Annotated in this window: 27 protein-coding genes; 20 read left to right on the top strand and 7 right to left on the bottom strand. The window is 34.0% G+C overall.

Going from position 1 to position 20,898, the window contains the following annotated elements; genetic code table 11:
* A complete protein-coding gene (locus AC1Q8L_RS27910; protein WP_000894065.1) occupies nt 1-141 on the top strand; it encodes a YrzO family protein in 141 nt (46 codons plus the stop codon).
* A gap of 60 nt (nt 142-201) precedes the next feature.
* Here AC1Q8L_RS27910 and AC1Q8L_RS27915 read toward each other — a convergent pair whose 3' ends face one another.
* Nucleotides 202-297, bottom strand: a complete 96-nt coding sequence (locus AC1Q8L_RS27915; protein WP_001060007.1) for a DUF3948 family protein — start codon at nt 295-297, stop codon at nt 202-204.
* A 337-nt stretch (nt 298-634) separates the two neighbouring features.
* Between AC1Q8L_RS27915 and AC1Q8L_RS27920 the strand changes: the two genes are divergently transcribed.
* On the top strand, nt 635-1,240 hold the full coding sequence (locus tag AC1Q8L_RS27920) for a lysophospholipid acyltransferase family protein (RefSeq protein WP_000277778.1): 606 nt from the start codon (nt 635-637) through the stop codon (nt 1,238-1,240).
* A gap of 72 nt (nt 1,241-1,312) precedes the next feature.
* On the opposite strand, the gene AC1Q8L_RS27925 is transcribed toward AC1Q8L_RS27920, so the two are convergent.
* Entirely contained in the window at nt 1,313-1,408 is a 96-nt protein-coding gene (locus AC1Q8L_RS27925; RefSeq protein ID WP_001060007.1) for a DUF3948 family protein, read from the bottom strand.
* A gap of 305 nt (nt 1,409-1,713) precedes the next feature.
* On the opposite strand from AC1Q8L_RS27925, the gene AC1Q8L_RS27930 reads away from it, so the two are divergent.
* From AC1Q8L_RS27930 to AC1Q8L_RS27950, 5 genes are all read left to right on the top strand, one after another.
* Nucleotides 1,714-2,691, top strand: a complete 978-nt coding sequence (locus AC1Q8L_RS27930; RefSeq protein WP_001273903.1) for a LacI family DNA-binding transcriptional regulator — start codon at nt 1,714-1,716, stop codon at nt 2,689-2,691.
* Between the two features lie 161 nt (nt 2,692-2,852).
* Nucleotides 2,853-3,182 carry a PH domain-containing protein gene (locus AC1Q8L_RS27935; RefSeq protein ID WP_001004245.1) on the top strand — a complete coding sequence of 110 codons (330 nt, stop codon included), beginning with the start codon at nt 2,853-2,855 and terminating at the stop codon, nt 3,180-3,182.
* A gap of 118 nt (nt 3,183-3,300) precedes the next feature.
* On the top strand, nt 3,301-4,137 hold the full coding sequence (locus AC1Q8L_RS27940) for a YitT family protein (protein ID WP_000248045.1): 837 nt from the start codon (nt 3,301-3,303) through the stop codon (nt 4,135-4,137).
* A gap of 138 nt (nt 4,138-4,275) precedes the next feature.
* Nucleotides 4,276-4,632 (top strand): YxeA family protein, encoded by a 357-nt coding sequence (locus tag AC1Q8L_RS27945; protein WP_000727877.1) that lies wholly within the window; start codon nt 4,276-4,278, stop codon nt 4,630-4,632.
* 736 nt (nt 4,633-5,368) lie between these two features.
* Nucleotides 5,369-6,133 (top strand): TatD family hydrolase, encoded by a 765-nt coding sequence (locus AC1Q8L_RS27950; protein ID WP_000871108.1) that lies wholly within the window; start codon nt 5,369-5,371, stop codon nt 6,131-6,133.
* Between the two features lie 116 nt (nt 6,134-6,249).
* On the opposite strand, the gene AC1Q8L_RS27955 is transcribed toward AC1Q8L_RS27950, so the two are convergent.
* A complete protein-coding gene (locus tag AC1Q8L_RS27955) occupies nt 6,250-7,899 on the bottom strand; it encodes a DUF2334 domain-containing protein (protein ID WP_000759036.1) in 1,650 nt (549 codons plus the stop codon).
* A gap of 239 nt (nt 7,900-8,138) precedes the next feature.
* Here AC1Q8L_RS27955 and AC1Q8L_RS27960 point away from each other — a divergent pair, with 239 nt between their 5' ends.
* A complete protein-coding gene (locus AC1Q8L_RS27960) occupies nt 8,139-8,672 on the top strand; it encodes a transglycosylase SLT domain-containing protein (protein ID WP_000713249.1) in 534 nt (177 codons plus the stop codon).
* Between the two features lie 10 nt (nt 8,673-8,682).
* On the opposite strand, the gene AC1Q8L_RS27965 is transcribed toward AC1Q8L_RS27960, so the two are convergent.
* Both AC1Q8L_RS27965 and AC1Q8L_RS27970 read right to left on the bottom strand, forming a co-directional pair.
* Entirely contained in the window at nt 8,683-9,477 is a 795-nt protein-coding gene (locus tag AC1Q8L_RS27965) for a DUF4931 domain-containing protein (protein ID WP_002094233.1), read from the bottom strand.
* A 136-nt stretch (nt 9,478-9,613) separates the two neighbouring features.
* Nucleotides 9,614-9,742, bottom strand: a complete 129-nt coding sequence (locus AC1Q8L_RS27970; protein ID WP_002083998.1) for a hypothetical protein — start codon at nt 9,740-9,742, stop codon at nt 9,614-9,616.
* Nucleotides 9,743-10,162: 420 nt separating this feature from the next.
* On the opposite strand from AC1Q8L_RS27970, the gene AC1Q8L_RS27975 reads away from it, so the two are divergent.
* Nucleotides 10,163-10,297: an RAxF-45 family protein gene (locus AC1Q8L_RS27975; RefSeq protein WP_000830643.1), complete on the top strand. Its 135-nt coding sequence runs from the start codon at nt 10,163-10,165 to the stop codon at nt 10,295-10,297.
* Between the two features lie 73 nt (nt 10,298-10,370).
* Nucleotides 10,371-12,302, top strand: coding sequence for a ribosomal protection-like ABC-F family protein (abc-f, locus tag AC1Q8L_RS27980; protein ID WP_492339543.1), 1,932 nt, complete (start codon nt 10,371-10,373; stop codon nt 12,300-12,302).
* 341 nt (nt 12,303-12,643) lie between these two features.
* Here abc-f and AC1Q8L_RS27985 read toward each other — a convergent pair whose 3' ends face one another.
* Nucleotides 12,644-12,841: a hypothetical protein gene (locus AC1Q8L_RS27985; protein WP_000369254.1), complete on the bottom strand. Its 198-nt coding sequence runs from the start codon at nt 12,839-12,841 to the stop codon at nt 12,644-12,646.
* 366 nt (nt 12,842-13,207) lie between these two features.
* Here AC1Q8L_RS27985 and AC1Q8L_RS27990 point away from each other — a divergent pair, with 366 nt between their 5' ends.
* The 5 genes from AC1Q8L_RS27990 (at nt 13,208) to AC1Q8L_RS28010 (ending at nt 18,884) form a co-directional block, all read left to right on the top strand.
* Nucleotides 13,208-14,935 (top strand): ABC transporter substrate-binding protein, encoded by a 1,728-nt coding sequence (locus AC1Q8L_RS27990; RefSeq protein ID WP_000730655.1) that lies wholly within the window; start codon nt 13,208-13,210, stop codon nt 14,933-14,935.
* A gap of 103 nt (nt 14,936-15,038) precedes the next feature.
* Nucleotides 15,039-15,995 carry an ABC transporter permease gene (locus tag AC1Q8L_RS27995; RefSeq protein ID WP_000860745.1) on the top strand — a complete coding sequence of 319 codons (957 nt, stop codon included), beginning with the start codon at nt 15,039-15,041 and terminating at the stop codon, nt 15,993-15,995.
* 12 nt (nt 15,996-16,007) lie between these two features.
* The gene (gene opp4C, locus AC1Q8L_RS28000) at nt 16,008-16,931 is read left to right on the top strand and encodes an oligopeptide ABC transporter permease (RefSeq protein ID WP_098311642.1); all 924 of its coding nucleotides are present in this window, start codon (nt 16,008-16,010) and stop codon (nt 16,929-16,931) included.
* 10 nt (nt 16,932-16,941) lie between these two features.
* Nucleotides 16,942-17,922 (top strand): ABC transporter ATP-binding protein, encoded by a 981-nt coding sequence (locus AC1Q8L_RS28005; protein ID WP_000085615.1) that lies wholly within the window; start codon nt 16,942-16,944, stop codon nt 17,920-17,922.
* The gene (locus AC1Q8L_RS28010; RefSeq protein ID WP_001294500.1) at nt 17,919-18,884 is read left to right on the top strand and encodes an ABC transporter ATP-binding protein; all 966 of its coding nucleotides are present in this window, start codon (nt 17,919-17,921) and stop codon (nt 18,882-18,884) included. The genes AC1Q8L_RS28005 and AC1Q8L_RS28010 overlap by 4 nt, the downstream gene beginning before the upstream one ends.
* A gap of 35 nt (nt 18,885-18,919) precedes the next feature.
* Here the strand turns inward: AC1Q8L_RS28010 and AC1Q8L_RS28015 are convergent, their stop codons facing one another.
* The gene (locus tag AC1Q8L_RS28015; RefSeq protein WP_000766424.1) at nt 18,920-19,792 is read right to left on the bottom strand and encodes a Cof-type HAD-IIB family hydrolase; all 873 of its coding nucleotides are present in this window, start codon (nt 19,790-19,792) and stop codon (nt 18,920-18,922) included.
* Between the two features lie 440 nt (nt 19,793-20,232).
* On the opposite strand from AC1Q8L_RS28015, the gene AC1Q8L_RS28020 reads away from it, so the two are divergent.
* The 5 genes from AC1Q8L_RS28020 to AC1Q8L_RS28040 all read left to right on the top strand — a co-directional run.
* Entirely contained in the window at nt 20,233-20,340 is a 108-nt protein-coding gene (locus tag AC1Q8L_RS28020; RefSeq protein WP_000664237.1) for a DUF3948 family protein, read from the top strand.
* A 34-nt stretch (nt 20,341-20,374) separates the two neighbouring features.
* Nucleotides 20,375-20,491: a DUF3948 family protein gene (locus AC1Q8L_RS28025; protein ID WP_001984868.1), complete on the top strand. Its 117-nt coding sequence runs from the start codon at nt 20,375-20,377 to the stop codon at nt 20,489-20,491.
* A 43-nt stretch (nt 20,492-20,534) separates the two neighbouring features.
* Complete coding sequence (locus AC1Q8L_RS28030) at nt 20,535-20,642, top strand: DUF3948 family protein (RefSeq protein WP_000664237.1); 108 nt, start codon at nt 20,535-20,537, stop codon at nt 20,640-20,642.
* A 34-nt stretch (nt 20,643-20,676) separates the two neighbouring features.
* A complete protein-coding gene (locus tag AC1Q8L_RS28035) occupies nt 20,677-20,793 on the top strand; it encodes a DUF3948 family protein (RefSeq protein ID WP_001984868.1) in 117 nt (38 codons plus the stop codon).
* 43 nt (nt 20,794-20,836) lie between these two features.
* A partial coding sequence (locus AC1Q8L_RS28040; RefSeq protein WP_048520052.1) for a DUF3948 family protein occupies nt 20,837-20,898 on the top strand: 62 nt, incomplete at its 3' end.

Raw genomic sequence — 20,898 nt, forward strand, 5'->3', positions numbered from 1 at the left:
ATGTTAGAAAGTTTATTGTTTTTCTTCGCCGTCGGAGTTGCCTGTGAGCTTGCAGCAATTAATCGAAATGGTCGTAAAAAGATAAAACAACAAGCTGAGCTGATACAGCTTTTAAAAGAGTTGAAAGAAAGAAAAAATTAAAAAGACGACCGGGCATAGACGGTCGTCTTTTTCTATATAAAGGGGAAAGGGGACACAAAGTTATACAAGCGTAGCAGCGTAAATGAAAGCAGTAAGAAGAAGAGAGCCGCTAGCTAATCCTAAAAAATCTAATTTGTTAAAAGTAATGTTATTCATAATACATTCTCCTTACTTGTTTAATGCAGAAGCAACAGCTTTTGCATCGAAAAGAGCCGATAATACCATGCCCATTGTATTTAAGAAATTGTTCGTTTTCATTTTGTTCATCATATTGATCCACTCCTTTTCGAATAATTGTTGCCCTGTTTCTGACTTAATTGTATGAAATATAGTAAGAAGTAACTATCGAATTAGCTTACAAGAAAATTACACTTTTGTAAGAATTGAAATTTAACAATTCATCCTTAATTTTATTACCAACTCCTAAAACTTAGTGTTATAATTATTGTAAGAATATGATTATACTTCGGATGTTTAGAAAGGAACGAAATAAATGTATAAACCAATTACATTTTTGTTGAAATATATATTTAAAACAGCTGGGAAAGTAGAAGTACAAGGAAGAGAAAAGCTACCAGAAGGTGGACCGTATGTTGTTGCATGTACACATACAAGTTTTATGGATGTATTAATGTTAGCTACAGGGATGTATCCAACTCAAATTCATTACATGGCCAAAAAAGAATTATTTGAAGGGAAATTCAAAAATTGGTTCTTTAAAAATGTAAATGCATTCCCTGTAGATCGTGCGAATCCAGGACCAAGTACACTTAAAATTCCATCACGTTTATTAAAAGAAGGAAAGGTAGTAGGGATTTTTCCGAGTGGAACAAGATCAGCGGAAGATGTTTCATTAAAAGCGGGTGCTGTGACAATTGCGATGCGTTCTAATGTTCCGTTAGTACCAGCAGCTTATGTTGGTCCATCAAGTGTAAAAGAATTAATAAAGGGGAAAAAGGCACAATTGATTTTTGGAGATCCAATTCAAATTGAGGCTGGAGAACAAATAGATCGAAAAACCGCTATGAAAATGATGACAGATCAATTAAATGAGAAGTTTGAGGAGTTAAAAGAAGCTTTGCAATCAAATCAAAAATAAGAAAAGACGACCGGGCATAGACGGTCGTCTTTTCTATTACTATTTATAATAAAGGGGAAAGGGGACACAAAGTTATACAAGCGTAGCGGCGTAAATAAAAGCAGTAAGAAGAAGCGAGCCACTAGCTAGTCCTAAAAAATCTAATTTGTTAAAAGTGATGTTATTCATAATATATTCTCCTTACTTGTTTAATGTAGAAGCAACAGCTTTTGCGTCGATAAGAGCGGAAAATACCATGCCCATTGTATTTAAGAAATTGTTCGTTTTCATTTTGTTCAGCATATTAATCCGCTCCTTTTCGAATAGTTGTTACCCTGTTTCTGACTCAATTGTATGAAATGTTGCGGAAAGTAACTATCGAATTAGCTTACAGAAAAATTACACTTTTGTAAGAGAAACGAATGAAGGTGTAATGATAAGAAGATTTGACATATGTTCATGAGATTCATTAAGTTAAAGGTAGAGGTGAGTGTATGGCTAATATTAAAGATATTGCAAAGATGGCGGGAGTTTCAGTTACGACTGTTTCGAGAGTGTTGAATGATCACCCATATGTAAGTGAAGAAAAAAGGAAAGCGGTTATAGAGATAGTTGAGAAATTGAATTACTCGCAAAACGCAAATGCTGTTCATTTATCAAAAGGAAAAACGAATATTGTTGGTGTGATTTTACCGTATATTAATCATCCGTGTTTTGATGCGATGGTGAGCGGAATGATGGAGACTGCGTTAGCGCATAATTACAGGGTGCTACTTTGCCAAACGAATTATAATAAAAAAGAAGAAATGAAAAGTTTACATATGTTAAAAACAAAACAATTGGATGGTCTTATTATTTGTTCACGTGCAAATGATTGGGAAACGATAGAACCATATGCTTCTTACGGCGCAATAATTGCTTGTGAAGACAATGATATTTCAAACATCTCAAGTGTATATACGAATCATTCAGCGGCCTTTCAATTAGGAATGGATTATTTGATTGAGAAAGGTTATAAAAAAATTGGTTATTGCACGGGAAGGAAATTAGGGCCAAGTAGCCAAAAACGTTTTGATGTTTATAAACAGCAATTGCAATCTATAGACGAAGAGGTTAATGAAGAATGGATTTTTACAGAATGTTTTACACTAGAAGATGGTGTAAAAGTGGCTCATAAGTTAAAAGAGATGCAGGATCTTCCTGAAGCATTAATAGTAGCAGGTGATGAAGTTGCGATTGGGGTTATGACAGAAGTTGAAAAATTAGGGATTCAAGTTCCTGAGGATTTAGCGATTATTGGCTTTGATAATCAACCTATCTCGCAAGTGTTACAATTGACAACTATTGATCAAAATTTAAAGGAGATAGGGAAAACTGCTTTTGAAATGTTGCATAGAAAAGTGAATGACGAGAGTTCTGAACAAGAAAAGCTGGAAATTCCATACGAACTTGTGGAACGCTCTACAGTTTAATCGTAATCCGTTATGTGTATAATCGCATAACGGATTATTTTTTTGAAATATCTTTGACAGGAAACGCGTTTCATACTTTATAAAGGAGTTAAACCGGTCTGTAATAATCCATGGATTCTTTTCAAGTGTTAATGCAGTGAATAGAATTTGGAGGAATATGCATGAATGAACTTTTATCGAGTATGAAAAAGTATGTAGATGATGATGAAAAGATTCTGGCTTTTGTGGTAGGGATATTTGAGAAGGATAATTTTATATTATCGTATCAACATGGGGTTTTTGTTGCCACTACTAGACGTCTCCTTTTTTACGGGAAATTTCCGTACTATTCTTCAACATTTAAAGAGTATTCATATTTGCATATAGATAGCATAGATTTTCATCCGTATTTTGAATTTACTTGTAGTCATGAAACCATTCGCGCTAAGTATATTCAGAAAGGGAATGTGGAGCGATTTGTCCGTGCAGTTAGAGCAAATATGAATAATTAATCAACCCTCTGTTTAAACATAATATTTCAATTTTTAAGAGGGAAAATGCGGAATAAAAACCACTTCTAAACCTCTAGGAGATAGTGATACAATGTCAAATGGGGGGAGGGTATGAACTATGGTTAATCAACGTATAAAGGAAATAACACTAATTACAATTGGTTCATTATTATTCGCAATTGGTATTAATTACTTTGCAATTCCAAACCGTTTATCGGAAGGTGGAATTATTGGTTTAACGGTTGTTACGTACTACTTATTTGATTGGTCACCAGGAATTGTGAACTTTGCTATAAATGCAATTTTACTAGCTGTTGGTTATAAATTTTTTGATAAGAAAACAATGATTTATACAATTTTAGGGATTGTAGAAACATCTTTGTTCTTATACGTTACAGAACATATTGAGTATCATGTAAATAGTGATACATTATTAGCAGCTTTATTTGCTGGTTTATTTGTGGGTATTGGATTAGGCTGTATGTTCAAAGCCGGAGGTACATCGGGAGGATCAGCAATTTTAGCTCAGTTAGCAAATCAATATTTAGGTTGGAGTGTAGGGAAAGGCGTACTAATTATTGATATTGTTGTAATTGCTGGTTCTGTATTTATAATAGGGCAAGAAAAGGCGATGTATACACTTGTGGCTGTGTTCATTGGAGCGAAGGTGATTGATTTCATTGTAGAAGGAATGGACACAAAAACGGCTGTTACGATTATTTCGAATCAACCAGATTTAATTCGTGAAGCTATTACGAAAAATATGACACGCGGTGTTACTGTATTAGAAGGGCGCGGCGGATATACTGGTAAAAATAAAGAAGTTTTATATGTTGTTATTAATAAACAAGAGCTTGTTAAGTTAAAACAAGTTATTAGCCGGGTAGATGAAGATGCTTTCGTTGTTATACATGATGTACGTGATGTACTTGGCGGTGGCTTTAAAGCAAGCTAAAAGGTGAACGAGTAAATTCGTTCACCTTTTTTAATTCTTACAAAAATGTAAGTGTAATGTAATGAGATTCAATAGTAGATTTTATTCCCCCTTTTTAAAATGGATGTATATATATCCTGCAGAGGAGGAATGTTTATTATGAAGAAAAAATTGATCACTACTATAATAGCGATGATAGTGATAGTAGTAATGTTACTGCCTACGAAACTTGGACCGGTTATCGATAAATATAATCCACTGTATAAGACGAAAGAATACTATACGGTTGTGAATACAATTGGTCAGCATATCGGTGATGAGTGGTATGAATATGAATTTATTGCATTCGATGAACGTGGTAGAGAGCAGAAAATAAAGAAAACGGTTAAGCATATGTTAAAGAGAGATGAAGCATTAAAGGTTTTTGCAAAAGGGCGTTACGGTGAGTCCATTGAAGAGATTGAGGTTGCAAATATTCCTATAAATGCGAAGAGTAAACTTTTAACGGTGAGATAGCGAAATATACCCCCAGCTATTTTTTGTCGAAAATAAAAATACTGGGTAAGGGTATTTTTAAGGTTAACAAAAAAGCCTTAGTCCATATAGACTAAGGCTTTTTTGTTATATAAAGGGGAAGGGGGTACATTGTAGTAGCATGGGTGAAAGCTATAAGAAGAGTAGCTACTAGCAATGTAATTTGGTTATGTGATTGTTCTTCTTATTTGGCTTACTTTCTAACTTTATTGTACGAAATATAAGTAAGGAGAACTATCGAATTACATTACACATAACTTACAAACATGTAAGCCTTCTGTAATGTAATTCGATAGTTAAAAGATAGTAATTTTCATATAGTGTAACTAGAAAGTCTCAATGTATTACTTTCTGTTTGTAATGAAGAATGAAAAACCAACTAATTTTTAATAATGCTCATCTGAATAAAGATGGGGATCTTTTTTAAACCTTACAACATTGTAAGGTTTACGTAAGTTAATTCGATAGTAAATTTGTCATATTTTTTGCATAATAGATACAGATAGAAAAATAATTAGGGATCTAGTAAGAAGGGAGAAAAATGGGATGCGTAAAGAAGAAGTAGTGAAGTTACCAATTAAAGATTTCTGTAGCTACTTTACTGTTGCCGTAGTGTGTATTGGATTATTTGATATCATAACAAACTTAATTGTTAAATAATATAGATGCTAAAACAAGAAAGGAAGTCCTTTCTTGTTTTTTTTATGGGGGCATAAAGATGAAATGGATTGATAGTCATATACATGTTGATCAATATAAGGATGAAGAGAAGAGCAGATTACTGAAAGAGGTGGAAAATAGTAATGAAATAAAGGGGCTTATTGCGGTATCTATGAATTATCAATCTTGTAAGGAAACGTTATCTTTAGCGAAGAAGTATCCCTTTATATATCCAGCGATAGGATTTCATCCAGAGCAACAGATTCATAAAGAAGAGTGTGAACAGATTTATCAACTTATTGAACAGAACGCAGAGGAAATTGTTGCGATTGGTGAAGTAGGTTTGCCCTATTATTTGAGAAAAGAAGATGAAAGAATTGCTGCAGATCCATACATAGCTGTATTGAAAAAATTTATAGAACTAGCTAGTAAGTATAATTTGCCGATTGTATTACATGCAGTTTATGAAGATGCTGACATTGTATGTGATTTGCTAGAGAAATATAAAGTTTCACGTGCACACTTCCATTGGTTTAAAGGAAGCGATGAAACAATGAAACGGATGATGAGAAATGGTTATTATATTTCGATTACACCGGATGTTTTACATAAGGAGAAGATTAGAAAAATCGTTTCGTATTATCCGCTTGAATATATGATGGTAGAAACAGATGGACCGTGGGAATTTCAAGAGGGTGTTATAACGCATCCAAGAATGATTCGAGAGGTATTAAAGAAAATTAGTTCTATAAAAAACATATCCATTGATAAGGTTGCAGAAACAATATATGAAAATACAAGTCGATTTTATTTGAAAGGATAGGAGAATTATAGTTTTAATCATGTAACGGAAAAAGTAAAAATTGAATGTATTTAATAAAATGCCACGGTTTGATATAGGACAAAAAACCACCAAGCGTTCCGCTCGATGGTTTTGTATTAGGATTCTAATTTTTTCGCGCGTTTTAATAATAAAAGAAAGACAATAATAACGAATCCTAGTATAAGGAAGAAGCCATATTGCTTTATATAATCAATTATGTCATTTGCACTTGTTGGTTTTTTAACGTGAATGCCGTCTTTATTCGTAGTAATATGAATATCTTTCATTTTTACTTCATTCTTTTCCTTTTGTAAATCAATCCATTCTATATTTGGAATACTCTCTAGATCCTTTAACACTTCTTTTAATGGTTTCACACCTAAGTAAGGATGATAGAATGCTCCAATAATCCCATCGGATAATTTAGCAACAGATAAAGCATTTGCTTTCATTTTAGCAATAGCTTGTGGCTTATCTTCTTCAATAAAACCGACTGTTTCAGGCGTTAATTTCATTCCATGTAGAAATGATGGTGTACTTCTATATGCTGGAGAGTGCATGGATTTCCAAGTTGTATCACTTAACTGTAGTTGTCCTACATAAGTTGAAAAGTATCTTGATAATATTTCATACCCTTTTTGAGACATTGTGTAATGAGGTGCTTCAAAGGCGACAGGATATAGTTTAGCATCTACAAGTTCTTGAATCCCCTTTTCGATGTGATCTGTCGTATATTTTTCCTCAAACTCTTCCCCTTTTTTTACATATTGATTATATGACTCTATATTTGGAAATTCATCTTTTGACTTCGGTTTTTCATGTTTCGGTTGGCGAATTGGTTGATCCGTCTTTACGTCCCAAAATTCAAAACCTTCCCCAGTTTCACTATCATAAAATTGGTGAGTGTAACCATGCATAATAATCGCTGCGCCATCATCTTGCATAGAGCGTAAAAGATCGACTAGTTTGGGTTTATCTTTTAAATGTAGTGTTTTACCTGTATCTGGATCTGTATATACAGGAATAACAGTGATCATGTAAGGAATCTTCTTCTCTTTTAGTAATTCAGCAATTTCTTTCAATTGATTTATATCTGCTGCTGGGTGAACATCCTCAAGACGTAAATAAGCTAATTTTTTATTGGTTTCGGGTTTTTGCCGAAAATAAGAAAATAGGCTTTCGCCAATATAATAAGATATCCAATCAAAGAGGTTAGAAGTTGCTACATAATAAGAATTATTTTGCTGTACAATTAATGGATAAGTATTATTTCCTCTTAAAGCATGTGCGAGAATTGTTCCGTTTGTATCAAGTTGTTTAATTGATCTTTCTTCTTCTAATATATTCTTTAGTTTACGTGTTGGATATTCAATTGTATCAGAGTTTATATCTTCATTTTTAAGTGTGATAAATGAAAAACGAGTAGATAACTGTTCTATATTTTGACCTAAAACTAGTAATGGTCCTGGGAAGCCTTCTAGAAATTCCTTTGCTTCAGTAGAAAGTTCTTCTTGTTTTTCACCCATGTAAATAACATGTGTATACGAAGATTTATCAGTTATTTCAGCTAACTGTTTTATGTTTTTAATTGTTATATTATTAGTGAAATGCCCTACTTGTGTATTAAGTATTTGGATATCGCTTGTAATTTGATCATCGTTTGAACTGTATAAAATAAGGGTTTTTGGTTGTTCAGTTTTTTGTGCAGAAATAGGGACAGGAATTAATAGTAGTAAACTAAATAAGAGTAACAGCCATTTTTTCATATTATTATTCTCCTAGTTTATATTTAGAATTCAATTTACAATTATATACAATGGATGCGTTATAGTCTATGAAAGTTACATTTTTGTACGTATTTACCAGCTTTTTTTCACAAAATCGGTCTAAAGCATGATGATAATATGTATAGTTATTTGCTATGATAAAAGAGTAGTAGAATGTAGGTAATTGTAAAGGGAAGGCTGAAAGGGGACAAATTTCAGCGGAGAAAGAGGTAGAGGTAGTGAAGAAATTCTTTGTAGGATTTTTAGTTGTTCTTGGGGTATATTTATATTTCCAAGGAAAGTCTGAAGGAATGGATAAGCTAGTGAATGGAACAAGCTATGTTGATTCAGAAGAAGCAAAACAGATGAAACAAATCATTATAGAGGAAGCTAAGAAAGTAAATCTTCCGGAATGGATACCTCTTGCAATTGCTGAGCATGAAAGTCGATTAAATCCAAGAAGTGTTGGAGATAATGGAACTTCATTCGGATTGTTTCAACTACACCGCGGCGGCGGGCTTGCACCAGAACATTTAACTGATGATGAGCTGAAAGATCCACGTACAAATGCACAAATTGCAATGCCGCATTTGATGAAAGGATATAAGCGCGGGGTGCAAAAAGGTTTAACTGATTTTGCATTACTGAAATATATAGCGAATACATCTGGGTGGCCAGGGAATTTAGGGCCAGAGTGGACGGATAATAACATGAAGTATAACATCGGATTAGAAGATGTGTACTATCGAAATAAAGGTGTAATTAAAGAGTAGGTTTTGATACCTACTCTGTTTTTTTATGAATAATTTCATCCTTCTCTTTCGTAAAATACTGCGTGAGTTGTATTTTCACCTCTTCTAGTTTTGTAGAAACTTGAGGTATTTTATATCCTACATACAGCGGTGAAACGACAAACCTAGGAACAACTTTACAAATAATTTTTCTATTTAAGTAATAGAAGAATAAGTTATAACTACTGCATCCTTTATGGAAATCTGTCAGTATGTAACGTACAGTTTGCTGAATGTAATTTGCCATATCATCTATATATGAAATATTATCAATGATTATATTGAATTCAGTGAAGCCAATAATGGGACGCTCTGAAATATTAAGCTCAATGCGTTCGTTTTTTTGAACAATTACCCCTTGGAAATTTTCTTCTTCAATATTTTCAAGATAATCTACATATTTCATTCCGATAATTTGCATGTGTGCATGATGCAAACTTCCACCTGAAAATGGACCGTGATTTTTGTATAAAATCACAGATGCGAACTCTTCTTTCTTCTGTAAGTGTAACCAATGTTGAATAGAAAATTGCATTAATTTCCGCATATGTTCTTCTGTATATGTTGCGATATGATCTTCGCAATTACCGGTTTCGATTAACACTGTTTGAAATGTATCTTGTAATGTAGGAAATTTATTTTTTAACCAAATAATAGAACCATCAGTTGCTAAAATATCCGTTAAATGTTCTTTATCGCAAAATGGACATGCAGCGCTTCTATTCCGAATACTTTCTGGTTTTTGTTTACCAATATCGTTTAAAAAATATAGTTGTTGTGTATCCATTTGTATATATGCCCCTTTAAAATATGTGTAAAAATCCCGCTTAATACATTCGGGAAAAGGAGAAGGAAATCCTCTAAAGGCAATATGGAAAAAATAAAAGACAAGATATCCTTATTACGATAGGGTACCTTGTCTTTTATTTTTTCTCTAATAGTGTGTATGGATAATATAGAACATTTTCAGTATTTTTCTTTTTTCTATTTTTTATTGTGTATAAAGTAATTGCTGTGCTTGCAATTATAATAATGGCTTTCTTCATATTCATATACCCCTTTTTATTGTTGGTTTAATTCTTGGCTAACTGCTTTTGCATCGACTAAAGCGTGTAAAATCATTTTCACCATGTTCATCATATTTCTTCACTCCTTTTTATAGTTCATTTAGTTCTTTTACAACTGCTTGTCCGTTCACTAATACCTCAAAGATTGCTTTTACGATTTCTTTCATCATGTTTGTTTCCTCCTTTTGTTTGTCTCTCTTGTTTACATCTTTATTGTATAGGGAGGCATCTTTTCGTACTATCGCTTTCCATTACGTGAACATAACAGTTTTGTAAGATTTGATGTCACTTATTGAAATGTTTAGTCTATCTTCATTATTTTCAGAAAAATGACTATTCAAACATGAAATTGGAAAGTATAATAAAGAAGTAAGTATTAAATTCCGTACGAAAGGGGTGAATGAGATGAAACGTTCTTTAGCTGCACGTGCCAAATTTTTAGATTTTATCTATTTTTGTCGTGCGATTTTTCATGATGTAGTTGTTAACGGGATACGTATGCCCTTTTTTAACAATTGCATAGTGACTATTGAACGATAGAAATCTCTTCACCCATTTTTAATAAACGTGTGAAAAGGGAGCTATTTGGCTTCCTTTTTCTATGCCGAAAACCATGGGGAATGTTTCTTTCTCATGGTTTTTTATATTGAAAGGAGTACGGAAAATGACTATTTGTAGTGTAAATAATGTAACGAAATCTTTTGGTGGAAACACCATATTTGAAAATATATCGCTTGAAATAAAGAATGGTGAACGTGTTGGATTAGTTGGTCGTAACGGTAGTGGGAAGACAACAATCTTTGGGCTTCTAACGGGAAGGGAGAGTTTGGATGCAGGAGCCATTCATATGAAGAAAGGTACACGTATTGGTCATGTCGCACAAATTCCGAAGTTTGATGAGGCTATGACTGTATATGATGTATTGAGTTCTGCTTTTAAAGTAGAAAAGGAATTAGAAAAAGAAATGCATGCTCTAGAAACAAATATGGCGGAGGAGCAGGAACAATCTTCTTTGCAAAAGCTAATGGAGAGGTACGGAGTCATTCAAGAAAAATTTGCGTTTCTCGGTGGTTATGAAATCGAGGCAAATATAATGAAGGTAGCAAATGGCTTACAAGTGACAGACTTATTTTCAAGAGTATTTACAGAATTAAGTGGAGGAGAACAGACGAAAGTAAGCCTTGCATATATGCTATTGCAGAAACCAGATTTACTTCTATTAGATGAACCAACAAATCATTTAGATTTATTTGCAGTTGAATGGTTAGAGCAATTTTTAAAAGAATACACTGGAACAGTTATGGTTATTTCACATGATCGCTATTTCCTTGATGAAGTTGTAACGAAAATTTTTGATCTGGAAGATGGAGAGATTCACGTGTACCATACGAATTATTCTCAGTTCGTTGAGGAGAAGGAAGAAAGATTACTTCAAGAGTTTCAAGCTTATCAGGAGCAACAAAAGAAAATAAAGAAAATGAAAGAAGCAATTAAGCGTCTACGTGAATGGGCAAATCAAGCGAACCCTCCGAATGAAGGATTGCATAAAAGAGCGAGAAATATGGAACGTGCGTTAGAACGTATAGAGAAATTAAAGAGGCCAATTTTAGAACGAAAACAGATGGGTCTTCAGTTTGAAGGGCAAGAGAGAAGCGGGAAAGATGTTGTTGTAATGAAAGAAGTGAGTAAAGGTTTTGCTGGACGACCTTTATTTGAACAAGCGAATTTACATGTTCGTTTTCAAGAGCGTGCGGCTATCGTTGGTCGTAATGGTACAGGAAAGACTACATTATTAAAACTACTATTAGAAGAAATAAATCCAGACGTTGGTGAAATTCGAATTGGTAGTAGTGTCAAAATTGGTTATTTATCACAGCATACGTATGGAAATGTGAAGAGTAATGTATTAGAAGCGTTTAGAGAGTATGTAGCTGTAACCGAAGGAGAAGCAAGACATATATTGGCTAAGTTTTTATTTTATGGTCCAGCAGTATTTAAGAAAGTAATGCAACTGAGCGGTGGAGAAAAAATGAGGTTAAGACTTGCGCAACTTATGTATCAAGACATCAATTTTCTAATTTTAGATGAGCCGACAAACCATCTTGATATTGAATCAAGGGAAGTTTTAGAGGAAGCCCTTGAGCAATATAATGGAACAATCCTAGCTGTTTCACATGATCGTTATTTTTTAAATAAGTTATTTGAAAAGACGTACTGGATTGATGAATGTAAATTATTTGAGTTTGCAGGAAACTATGCATGGGCTCGTCAAAAATGGGAAGAAAAGCTTGAGAAGCAAGTAATAAAGCAGAAACGCCAAGGGAGAAAGAGTGTTGAAATGGTTCCAGTAAAAGAGAAAAAAGCTAGGAATCTTGAAGAGATTGAAAATGAGTTAATGCATGTAGAAGAAGATATATATGCAATAGAATGTGAAATGGAACATGTAGCTGATGTTGAAAGACTTGAAAAATTATATGAGGAAAAAACGATGAAAGAGTTGTTACGAGCGAAGTTATATAGTGAGTTAGAGAATATTTTGGAGTAAAGAGTAGAAAGCCACTTCCTTTCAGTTTTGTTGGAGGAAGTGGCTTTTTCATAATGATATTTTACTTTAAAGATTAAATGAAGCGATGTGTTTCACGTGAAACAGTAACTTAGATAAATCCGTGTTCCTCAATTTGCATAGCTTGTGAAGCGTATGAAATGATAAGGTGAAAAATAAATGTCATTAGTGGCTTTTCAATAGGAGTAATCACAAAAACAAAGGCTAATTATTTCCCGAGAGATAAAGTGAAACTTTAATCAGTGGGGGGGTTACTGCCCGGCAAATAGCGGGATAAATATGTGTAACAGAGACTAGTGATTGAAAACGAAAAGAGAGCAAAGTTACAGCTTTACGCGCTGAACTCTGCTCTCTTTCTGCGTGGCATCTTCTCTTGTTGAAATTATAATAGCGATCCCGAGCATGATAAAAAAAGCTAAAAAGAGGACGAACTTTGGGAAGAACGGGAATAGTAATAGCGCCCCGACTATCATAATTGTTAATAATACGTAGTGCAGGACGTATTGGAATAGGTTGTCCATATTTTCGCCCCCTTTTTGGTAATTGGTTATTAGTATTTTATGTTTCATGCTGAAGGAATAGAAGTAGATTTTTAAGTTTTTAATACGAATTATAGCTGGGTTTTCTTAAAGTATAAATGTAGAGTGATAATTTTGGGAAAATTCTAAAAGAATTTATTTAGAAAGAATTGACAAAATATACTGAACGATATAAGCTAATAACCATAAAGTCTACCGGAAAGGTCGGAATAAGATTGTTACCCCTCAAAAACATCTATTTTTTACGATTAAAACCGACTTTTCCGATTGGCTATAAAAGTGCTGTGGGAGGCATACATAAGGTAATTCGTTCAGAGGGTATAATCATAAAAAGTTAGGGTGGGGACAATGAAGAAAAAGACAAAAAAATGGGCTGGTATATTTTCGGTATTAATGAGTAGTTCGCTTGTGTTGTCTGCTTGTGGGGGACAGGAGGACTCGGCTTCTACAGAGCCGGTTAAACAACAGGATTTAAAAAATGTAAAAGTTGAAAAGATTGCTGCTACAGATAAGACAAAGGTGCCTGATAAGGCAAAAAATAGAAAAGATACTTTTATTTCAGGTATCTCCAAGCCTGGGGGAGTTTTCTTACCTTACTTTCAAGAGAATGGTTGGGATGGTAATGTGACATCGGTTATATTTGCTTCTCTTGTTACAACAGATAAACAAGGAAAACCGATACCGGATCTTGCTGAGAAGTGGGATGTTTCTTCAGACCAATTAACATATACATTTCATTTACGTAAAGACTTGAAATTTAGTGATGGATCTCCATTAACTGCCGACGATGTAGCATTTACATTAACACTTCTACATGATAAAGCATATGAAGGCGGCGATGATATTTCACAATATGTAATTAAAGGTGGAAAAGAATATAAAGAAGGAAAAGCGACGTCTATTGAAGGAATTCAAGTTGTTGATCCACAAACAATTAAAATTACGACTGAAAAAGTTAACTCACAAGCGCTAATTGCTTTAGGTGGTCCAGTATTATCGAAAGCTTATTATGGAAAAGAGTATAAACAAAATACTAGTTTAGATTATTTAAAAGAGTTATATGGAAAACCGATAGCTGCGGGGCCATATAAGTTCGAAAAGTATATACCAGGACAGGAAGTTCGTTTTATAGCAAATGAAAATTATTATGCAGGTAAACCAAAAATTCAAAACTTTATTTATAAAATTACTTCACCGGATACCAAGTTCCAATTATTCCAAACAGGTGAGATAGATTATACAGGAGTAGGTTATGGGGATGAAATTTTAGAACAAGTGAAGAGTTTGCAGTTTGCAAATGTTGAAATAGAGACGGCTTCTTCATTTAGTTATATAAGAATGAATAGTAAAAAACCGTATTTAAAAGATAAGAAAGTTCGTCAAGCTCTTATTTATGGTTTGGATCGTAAAAAGTATGTAGATACAGCTTTTAAAGGATACGGTACAGTAGCTAATGTTCCAATTCATCCAACATCTTGGGCTTATACAGAAGAGGGGATTAATAAGTACGAATATAACTTAGATAAGGCGAAGAAATTATTAGATGAAGCTGGATGGAAAGCTGGTTCAGACGGAATTCGTGAAAAAGATGGTCAAAAGCTTAAATTAACGTATTATGGTGCAAGCTCGGCAAAAGACGGTGATTTATTTATTCCGATTGCAAAAGAGAACTATAAAGAATTAGGCGTTGAATTCAACCCTGAATTTATGGACTTTAATACGATGCTGTCAAAAGTAAAAAAAGGAGATTATGATTTAGCTTCTGTTGCAACACCAATTACAACAGATCCAAGTGAAACTGTAGGTGGCTACTCCTCGGATGGTGATGATAATACCCTAGGATATAAAAATGAAAAAGTAGATGCATTAATTAAAAAGGGACTTGAAACTGTAGATATTGAAAAACGTAAACCGATTTATAAAGAACTATACAAAGAATTAAGTGATGATCCGCCAGTAATTTTATTGAATTATCGTAGAGTCATCACAGCTTACAATGGAAACATTAAAGGAATTGATCCTGAGAAGTATGACAGTATTAGTTCGAACTCGCCAGTATTATCTATTGAAAAATAACGAGAAGAATGTATAAGTAGAAGACATTTTTTCATTCAGCTAGTAATATGCTGATTCGAAAAAATGTTCTTCTATTTTAAGCATAAGATTGGAGAGGAAAAGGGTGAAGACGTATATCGTTCGTAGGTTGTTACAAATGATTCCTACACTATTTGGAACATCAATTGTTATTTTCTTCCTGTTTGCACTTCTTCCGGGGGATTATATTGATTCAAATCCTAAGATTACACCACAAAGAGCAGCAGAGCTTAGGGAATTGTATGGATTAAATAAGCCAATTATTGAACGTTATTTTCATTGGTTAGGTAATGCATTGCAAGGAGATTTTGGTTTCTCGCTTCAATATCAAGAACCTGTAACATCATTATTAAATAAATTTATTTGGAATTCTTTTAGTGTAGCAGTTATTGCGTTATTTTTTATTTGGCTAATTGCACTTATTATCGGTGTATTCTCGGCGACGAAGCAACATTCTTTATTCGATAAGCTTGTAACAATTGGTATCTTTGCGGCAATGTCATTTCCTTCATTTTTTATTGGTTTGTTTCTAATTAAGGTGTTCGCAGTGGATCTTAAATTATTGCCGATAGGTGGAATGATTGATGTTGGCAGTAATTCAACAGGATTTGCTTACGTGATAGAAGTTGCAAAACATATGATTTTACCAGTATTTATTTTGACACTTCTTGGGGTCGGCTCGCTAACTCGTTATTTTAGAACAAGTATGTTAGAGGTTGTGAGACAAGATTACATACGAACAGCAAGAGCGAAAGGTTTGAAGGAGAAGACGGTTATTTATAAGCATGCATTAAAAAATGCAATATTACCGGCAATTACGTTATTAGCATTTGAATTACCAGGTTTGTTTTCAGGAGCGATTATTATTGAACAAATTTTTAACTGGCCAGGGATTGGTAGTATTCAATTAGAGGCATTAAATTTCCGCGATTATACAGTGTTAATGGCATTTACGATGTTTCTTTCTTGTTTAACAATTGTTTCGAATTTTTTCGCAGACATTGTATATGCAGTTGTTGATCCACGTATTCGGTTGAAGTAAGGGGGGAATGAGATGGAAACTGTTACAGCGATTACAGAGAAAAAAGAAAAAAAGAAAAGGGAAAATGAATCATCACCGTGGCGACAGGCTCTTAAAAAGATAAAAAGAAATAAGATGGCACTCGTAGGATTGTATGCATTAATTTTTATGTTTTTATTTTGTTTTATTGGTCCTTTCTTTTCACCATATGCATCAGGGAAAATACAAGTTGCACTAATTAACAAACCACCTAGTTTTTCTCATTGGCTTGGTACAGACCAATTAGGAAGAGATATTTTAACGAGACTAATGCAAGCGGGACGGATTTCATTAACTATCGGCATAGCTTCAATGGTTTTATCAGTGATACTAGGAGCTGTATTAGGAGCGATTGCAGGTTTTTATCGTGGTATTGTGGACAATATTATTATGCGGCTTGCAGATATTTTAATGTCGATGCCAGGATTACCGTTACTTATTATAATGGGTGCGATTTTATCAGAGTGGAAAGTACCGTCTGATTATCGTTTATATGTCATTATGATTATTTTAAGTTTAGTAGGTTGGCCAGGGCTTGCACGCCTTGTAAGAGGGCAAATTTTATCACTTAGGGAGCAAGCATTTATGCAAGCTGCGGATGTGTTAGGAATAAAAGATTACCGGAAAATTATATATCACTTAATACCTAATGTTTTACCCATTTTAATTGTCGTATCTACATTAGGTGTTGCAGGTTCTATTTTGGGAGAATCCGCACTAAGTTACTTAGGTCTCGGCGTCGTCCCACCTACGCCATCATGGGGGAACATGATTAGCGCAGCTAACTCATTAATTGATTTCCAAAAGCGTCCGTGGTTATGGATTCCACCTGGTTTTGCAATCTTTATAACAGTTGTATCAATTAATTTACTTGGTGATGCACTTCGTGATGCGTTAGATCCAAAGATGAGACGGTAGGTGAGAAGGTATGAGTAGAGCGGTAGTAGAGCTAAAAGACTTACAAACACACTTTCAAACGGAGGAAGGGACAGTAAAAGCTGTGAATCATGTTAGTTTTGCTGTTCGAGAAGGTGAAACTGTTTGTGTTGTAGGTGAATCTGGTTGCGGGAAGAGTGTAACGGCGTTATCTATTATGGGACTTATTGCTGAATCTGGCAGTGTAGTAGGTGGAGACATTTTATATGAAGGAAAAAGTCTTTTAGGAATGAAAGAGAAAGAACTTCGTAGTTTACGAGGCAATGATATTGCGATGATTTTCCAAGAACCGATGACATCGCTAAATCCCGTCTTCACTGTAGGTGAGCAAATTGTAGAAACGCTAAGGGAGCATGAATTACTTAGTAAAAATGAAGCATATAAGAAAGCAATTGAGTTAATTCGTAAAGTTGGCATAGCCCGTGCTGATGAAATTGTTCATTCTTATCCGCATGAACTGAGCGGCGGGATGTTACAACGTATTATGATTGCTGTTGCGCTTAGTTGTAATCCGAAGTTATTAATTGCAGATGAACCAACAACAGCTCTTGATGTTACGATTCAAGCTCAAATATTGGATTTACTAAGACAAGTGAAAGAAGAATTTAAAACGTCGATCTTATTAATTACACATGATTTAGGTGTCGTAGCAGAAATGGCTGATTACGTTGTCGTTATGTATGGTGGGAAAGTTATTGAAGAAGCTCCAGTATTAGAGATATTCCAAAATCCAAAACATCCTTATACGAAAGGATTATTGAAATCAAAACCAGTAATGGGAAAACGAATAGATAAACTATATTCTATTCCAGGGCAAGTTCCAAATTTAGTTGGTTTAGGTGAGTTTTGCTACTTTAGCGGGCGTTGTGAGCATTGTATGGAAATATGTGAAAAAGAAGTCCCAAATCTAAATGTAAATGATGAAAATCATAAAGTAGCTTGCTGGTTATATGAGGAGCGTGCGGAGCAATGAGTGAACCATTATTAGAGGTAAAAAACCTAAAGACATATTTTCCAATTAAAGGTGGCATATTTAGTAGAACGATCGGACATGTAAAAGCAGTTGATGGAGTAAGTTTTACTATTAATAAAGGCGAAGTGTTTGGTCTCGTTGGCGAATCAGGGAGCGGAAAAACAACGATAGGAAAAACAATTTTACGTCTCGTTCAAAAAACAGAGGGGGAAGTGAAGTTTAAAGGGAAAGATGTTCATTCTTTATCCAAGGATGAATTGAGAAAACATCGCCCTAATATGCAGCTCGTTTTCCAAGATCCATTTAGCTCATTAAATCCGAGAATGAGAATTGGAGAAGCACTTGGAGAGCCGATGTTGGCCCACGGATTAGCGACGAAAGAAAATGTTCGTGAAAAGGTAATTGAAGTATTGGAGTTATGTGGCTTAGCTCCTTATCATATTGACAGGTATCCCCATGAGTTTTCTGGTGGACAACGTCAACGTATCGTAATAGCAAGAGCTATGGTATTAAATCCAGAATTCATTGTAGCTGATGAACCTGTGGCGGCACTAGATGTATCTATCCAAGCACAAATTATTAATTTATTTAGTGAGTTACAGGAGAAAAAGGGATTATCTTATTTATTCATTTCACATGATTTAAGTGTAGTAGAACATTTATGTACGAAAATCGGAATTATGTATTTAGGTACGATTGTGGAGACGGCGCCGCGTGATGAGTTATTTACCAATCCGCTACATCCTTATACAAAAGCATTGTTATCAGCTGTTCCAATACCAGATCCAACAGTGAAGCGAGAGCGAATTATATTAGAAGGGGATATTCCAAGTCCAGCAAATCCACCTTCGGGTTGTCGTTTTCATACACGTTGCCCGTTTGCAACAGATGTTTGTAAAAAAACAATACCAGAATTTCGTAATGTTGGTGATGATCATTTTGTTTCTTGTCATCATGTATAAAAAAAGGACTCTTTCAAATGGAAAGAGTCCTTTTTTTATTTACTAGATGAAGTTTGTTTCAATACAAATTGCTCGATTGCGTGAGCAACACCATGTTCATTGTTTGTTAATGTTACAACATCACATAGTTTTTTTACATCTTCTTCAGCGTTGCCCATTGCAACAGATAAGCCTGCTACTTCTAACATTGGTACATCATTAAAATTATCACCAATAGCAACTGTATCTTCAATAGGGATATTAAAATGAGCTGCCATCTGCTGTAGCCCGTTTCCTTTATGTCCATTCTTATCCATAATTTCTAAGTTAGTAGGAGCTGATGCTGTAACCATAATATCAGCGTCTTCTTGTAACACGCTTAATAGCTGTGCGCGATGCGCTGCATTAAATGTTGAAATGAAGAATTTAGATATTTCTAGTTCTTGGTTATTTACAACATCTTCTATTTTTTTGAAATCGGTAATTAGGTTCGATTTCTTTTGCTTTTCTGTAATTCGTTCAAGTTCCTCTAATGTAACATCTAGCGCATGCTTATTTTCTTCGAACGCTTGCATCACTTGATCTTGCCATGTATATGGAGAATAAACTCCTTTATTCGTATATAGCTTATATGGGAAACCTTCAGATTCTAGTAATTTTGCAAGTTTGTACACTTTGTCGTTTTGTATACAACGAGAGTTAATTACTTTTCCATCCACATAAACAATAGCCCCATTGCTTGCTCCGACTGGAAGAGATAATTTATATTCTTCCAATAGCTTTAAAGCATCCTCTTTCGCACGACCAGAACAAATCATTACAATATGACCAGCTTCTTGTGCAGTTTGGATTGCTTGTAGGTTTTCTTTGGAGATTTCAAGATTAGATGATAGTAGTGTACCATCCATATCTAATGCGATTAATTTCAAAATGACCACCTCTTTGTTTTTATTATACATAGTTATATAGAGGAAACATATAAACTTATCTTGGAAAGACGGTATTTTATCTCATATTAAAAGTAAGTAAAGATTAGATAGGTTTAGTGTCACTAAATAAACTGTTTGTAACAAAAATAGAGAGGAGGATGACTATATTTCACTTTATGACTGTAATATTACACGAATGTTACAAACGCGAGCTTAGTGAAAAGTGCATTAAATAAGGGTTTTTGGGGATTGTTATAAAAAACGTAAAAAAAGTGTAATAAATTTTATGTTATTATATTGCAACGTAACAATAGTTATGTTACATTAATGTTACAAACATTACGTTATCAAATTTAATGTAACGTTAACATAAAAACTATGAAATAAACATTTCTTAGAAATTACATATAGATAACTTATGAAAAGGGAGGATAAATGATATGAAAGAGCAAGTATTACAAGTAACAAAAGGTGACTTCGTAGGATCGGCAAGTGGAGCAGTAGTATTAACAGCATTAATCGTATTTCTATCAAGCGTATTAGTATAATAGAAACTTTGTAACAAAAGAAAAAGAGGAGAGAATGAAAAATATGAAAGAGCAAGTATTACAAGTAACAAAAGGTGACTTCGTAGGATCGGCAAGTGGAGCAGTAGTATTAACAGCATTAATCGTATTTCTATCAAGCGTATTAGTATAATAGAAACTTTGTAACAAAAGAAAAAGAGGAGAGAATGAAAAATATGAAAGAGCAAGTATTACAAGTAACAAAAGGTGACTTCGTAGGATCGGCAAGTGGAGCAGTAGTATTAACAGCATTAATCGTATTTCTATCAAGCGTATTAGTATAATAGAAACTTTGTAACAAAAGAAAAAGAAGGGAGAATGAAAAATATGAAAGAGCAAGTATTACAAGTAACAAAAGGTGACTTCGTAGGATCAGCAAGTGGAGCAGTAGTATTAACAGCATTAATCGTATTTCTATCAAGCGTATTAGTATAATAGAAACTTTGTAACAAAAGAAAAAGAGGGGAGAATGAAAAATATGAAAGAGCAAGTATTACAAGTAACAAAAGGTGACTTCGTAGGATCAGCAAGTGGAGCAGT

This window comes from Bacillus sp. GW823-FHT06A11, from assembly GCF_058795355.1.